Consider the following 4,104-nt stretch of genomic DNA (forward strand, 5'->3'; position numbering starts at 1 on the left):
TAAATGTTTCATCATATGTTCTTCTAATTTTCCCCATAAAAAAATCCCCCTTATAGTAGACAGGATATAAAGCTTTCTTTTTTCTGTCTACTATAGGGGGAGCATATCAGTATTCCGGGCTTTCTTTTTATCCCGCTATTCACTGGGCAGTAAGAGCCCCACTGATTAAAATTTCACTTTATATCGAAATTTCAAACTCTTTCACATACACCGCTGTTCCAGCAATATCTATTTGTAACTTTTCGTTTTCTATCCCTTTCGTTACATAAACAGTTACACGACCATCTTTATTTATTTCCTGTCCTTGCTCAACGATTAAATCCAATTCATGTTCAAAATCTTTCTCTAAATACTCCGCATAATACGCTCCCATTACACCTGAAGCTGTTCCTGTCACTGGATCTTCAATCGTTCCTGCATAAGCTGACGAGAAATGACGCCCATGCATTTGTGCTAGTTCATCATAAGTTTCTAGACAAATTGGGTGAATAGAAGCATTAGGTATTTCTCTTAATACTGACGGAAATGCAGCATTATTAGGTTTCATTCTCTCAAACGCATCTAGATTTTTAATCGGCACAATTACAGTCCAGTTTCCTGTACTTCCATATACTATCGGTAAACTTACATCTAAATCATTTACTTCTAAACCAATACTATGAGCTAATTCTTCTTTTGAACCTGCAAAATCTTTAAACTGAGGTGCTGTCTGCCTCATTTTAATAAAGGTTTCTCCCTTTTCATTTACACCTATTTGTATTGGTAAAATCCCTGCCTTCGTTTCAATCGTAAGGTTACTGTTCTCTTCTAATAAACCTTTTTCGCGCAAGGTATATATCGTCCCTACTGTCCCATGACCACATAAATCCATTTCAAAACCAGGTGTAAAATAGCGCATTCTTATATCTCCTACTTCTGAGGAAAGAACAAAAGTTGTTTCGTTATATCCAACTTTTTCAGCAATAATTTGCATTTCCTCTTCCGTTAATCCATCTGCTTCTAATACAATACCTGCTGGATTTCCCTTATTTGGTTTATTCGTAAATGCGTCGTAATGAAATACGTTTATAGTCTTCATTTTCTTTTCTCCTAATCTACTTTAAAAATTTTATAATAAAGCTCTGTCTCCGTTTTCACCGAACAATAATTTCTCCAAAATATCTTCTGCATCTTTTCATTTGAAGTATGTGTACTTCCGATGTAATAAGTAGCCCCCATTTCCTTTAACATATGCAACGATTGAAGATGCATATGAGAAGCAATTCCTCTCCCGCGATAATAAGGCATTACTCCAAAGTAAAATAATCGTCCTTCACTTTCTGTTCCAGTTTCTATATGCGGTATGGACATACCAATTGGCTCAGTTTTATCATAAAAAACAATACATGACTTTTCCCACCCCTTACCTAACTCTGTTTGCACGGAATAAAAATGCTCATCGATAGTTAAAATTGAAGTTTGATTTCCTGAGTTCAACATACATTGCTCCCAAATGTATTTAAATTCTTTTTCCGATAACGTTCCTTCTGCTATTGATCGATATGTATATTGTCTTTCAAGCTCTTCTACATTGTTCAATTCTCTACATACTTCTATCTTTGCGGCATACAAAGAAAAACCGACATCAAGTAACACTTTCACACTTGAGTTATAACTACTAAACCTTTTGTTTAATACAATACTTGCTCTTTTTAACTCCCAATTAAAACAAACCTCTTCAAATCTACTTATCTTTTCTTTATATGTTTGTACGTTATACAAAACATCTTCTTCTATTTCTTCAATCGTTACTGCATTTGGTAAGCCATTTAATACTTTTTTAGAAGGGCCAAATAGATTCTGAATGATTGCAAGATCGTATATCACCACTTCAATTCCCCTACACCAGGCTCAATAAACTTCCCTGAAATATCCTCATTTGAATCTATTACCCAATCATATATATTTTTTGCTCCTTCAGCCGGAGTCATATTCGCATCAAAGGCACCAATATCAGTTTTTAATTTTCCTGGGTGAATGGCAGTTACACGAATTCTTTTATTCTCAAACTCTTGTTGTAAGCAGAGTGTTAACATATTTTGTGCAGCTTTAGCAATTCGATATGAATATGAGAACTGACCTTGCGGAAACTCTTTGTTCGCCATTTTATGTAATGATCCTAATCGAGAGGACACATTTATTATTCTCGGATGATCCGATTTAGCTAACGCCACATATGTACCTTTTACAGCCCGAATTACACCTAAGCAATGAATATTAAATAAGTCTGTTAATTCTTCTGAATTTGTATGTAAAATCTCAGTCTCCTTCCCAGTAATGCCAGCGTTATTTATAACTAGATCAACATACTCTGTATATTCCTCAAGCTGCTTCTTAATTTGCTCCGTACTCTCATCAGCCGATAAGTCTGCCAATATAGGAAAACATCTACCACTAAACATTTGCTTCAATTGCGTTACCGCAACCTCAGTTCTAACTAACGGATAAACGATATGCCCATTTTCATGAAATACTTTTACTAACTGTAACCCTAAACCGCGGCTGCCACCTGTAATAAACACTCTCATATATTCATCTCCTTATTTTTATAATAAATAAGAAAATCCATCCACTTACCATTCTCTAATGAAAACGCCTCTCTCTTGCATTCAAATGAAAAGCCTGTTCTTTCCGCAAGACGTACTGATGGCTCATTATCAACACGCATATGTAATTCGATTCTATGAAAATCAAGGCAACTAAAAAATAACGGTAGCGCAGCTTTCACACTTTCAACACCATATCCATTTCTCCAATATTGATTATGTATGGAGTATCCCATCATCGCCCATTGATAGTCCATACGTAAAATTTTAATCAGCTCTAGCTTACCAATATTAGCTCCGTCTTCTTTACGAAAAATACCTAATACATACATCTCATCTCGATGTGCTGCTTCATCAAAGCCTCTTATCCATTCCGTGAACCATTCTTTTGTTGACGATGCCATAACTTGATAACCATCGTCATATTTATACTGCGATGGTAACCTCTTATTAAATCCATCTAACCAACTTTCATAATCATCATTTTGGAACGGACGGATCATCAGTCTCTCTGTCTCTACCTGTAATAGCGGCAGCTTCATTTACATCTCTTCCTTTAATAAATGTTTGAATATTCTTTATTATCTTACACAAAATACAAAATCTAGTAAATTATTATGTTTTTGATAAACAAGGACCTGTTAAACTACAATATTGATTTTTGAGAAATACAAAAAGGAAACCCTGTTCTGAAGGGTTTCCTTTTGTCATCATACTATCAATCTTATCTGTAATTTAAAACCTTGTATTCTGTCTTTAATATTCCATACACATCAACATCTTCATATGTATTTAATAAAAGTCTATTCTGTCTTAATGTGCCTTCTTTACGTAAGCCTGACTTCTCTAACACCTTAATTGATGATCGATTTCTAGAAAGGGCAGATGCCCAAATTTTGTTTAAACCTAATTCAATAAAGCCAAAATGAATCATCCTGTTTACAGCCTCAGTTGCAAAACCCTTCCCCCAATAATTCTTACCAATCCAATAACCAAGTTCACCTCTATTGTTACCCTTGTCAATTCTTAGTGTAATTGTACCTACAATTGCTCTTGATTCTTTAGAGACAATTCCTAAAGGATATTCGATTCCTTTCCTTATAAGTTCTGGTTGCATATCAACCCAATCTTGCGCGAATTCTAATTTATATGGATGAGGAAGCCCAAGAATATTAGCTAATTCCTTGTCATTAGCTAACTCTTTAATTCTAAACACATCATCATTAGTAAAAGGTTCTATACATAAATGCTCAGTTTCTAATTTTATAGTCATAGTTTTTCCCCCTAGTACTGAAATTAGTTAGCTCCCTTTATTTTCAATATTACACTAAAAAAACACAAAAAGTTTTGAATTTTTACAATATCAATCAACAGAACCCTAAACAAAAAATCCAGTTATGCTTTATACTGATATGCTCCCTATTAGGTAGACAGATAAAAAATAAAAATCTGTTATCTAAGGGGAGTATTTTTTATGGCTAGAATGAAATATTCTAAAGCTGAAAAATTGGCGATTTTA

5 protein-coding genes are annotated in these 4,104 nt (G+C 34.3%); all 5 read right to left on the reverse strand.

Annotation, left to right across the window (positions count from 1 at the left end):
* Window positions 1-178: 178 nt before the first annotated feature.
* The gene (locus MR168_RS32340) at window positions 179-1,078 is read right to left on the reverse strand and encodes a PhzF family phenazine biosynthesis isomerase (protein WP_242291752.1); all 900 of its coding nucleotides are present in this window, start codon (window positions 1,076-1,078) and stop codon (window positions 179-181) included.
* 11 nt (window positions 1,079-1,089) lie between these two features.
* Window positions 1,090-1,866 carry a GNAT family N-acetyltransferase gene (locus MR168_RS32345; RefSeq protein WP_103597362.1) on the reverse strand — a complete coding sequence of 259 codons (777 nt, stop codon included), beginning with the start codon at window positions 1,864-1,866 and terminating at the stop codon, window positions 1,090-1,092.
* Window positions 1,863-2,567, reverse strand: a complete 705-nt coding sequence (locus tag MR168_RS32350; protein ID WP_001263474.1) for an SDR family NAD(P)-dependent oxidoreductase — start codon at window positions 2,565-2,567, stop codon at window positions 1,863-1,865. The genes MR168_RS32345 and MR168_RS32350 overlap by 4 nt, the downstream gene beginning before the upstream one ends.
* A complete protein-coding gene (locus tag MR168_RS32355; protein WP_086411995.1) occupies window positions 2,564-3,127 on the reverse strand; it encodes a GNAT family N-acetyltransferase in 564 nt (187 codons plus the stop codon). Before MR168_RS32355 ends, MR168_RS32350 begins: the two co-directional genes overlap by 4 nt.
* Before the next feature lie 182 nt (window positions 3,128-3,309).
* Window positions 3,310-3,858 (reverse strand): GNAT family N-acetyltransferase, encoded by a 549-nt coding sequence (locus tag MR168_RS32360; RefSeq protein WP_086411994.1) that lies wholly within the window; start codon window positions 3,856-3,858, stop codon window positions 3,310-3,312.
* Window positions 3,859-4,104 lie beyond the last annotated feature (246 nt).

The sequence above is a fragment of the Bacillus cereus group sp. BfR-BA-01356 genome, from assembly GCF_022663635.1.
Classification (GTDB): Bacteria; Bacillota; Bacilli; order Bacillales; family Bacillaceae_G; genus Bacillus_A; species Bacillus_A cereus.

What these genes read in the sequence shown, in the direction of transcription:
- MR168_RS32350 (WP_001263474.1), bottom strand. Translation starts at nt 2,567, where the DNA reads ATGAGAGTGTTTATTACAGGTGGCAGCCGCGGTTTAGGGTTACAGTTA.
- MR168_RS32355 (WP_086411995.1), bottom strand. Translation starts at nt 3,127, where the DNA reads ATGAAGCTGCCGCTATTACAGGTAGAGACAGAGAGACTGATGATCCGT.
- MR168_RS32340 (WP_242291752.1), bottom strand. Translation starts at nt 1,078, where the DNA reads ATGAAGACTATAAACGTATTTCATTACGACGCATTTACGAATAAACCA.
- MR168_RS32360 (WP_086411994.1), bottom strand. Translation starts at nt 3,858, where the DNA reads ATGACTATAAAATTAGAAACTGAGCATTTATGTATAGAACCTTTTACT.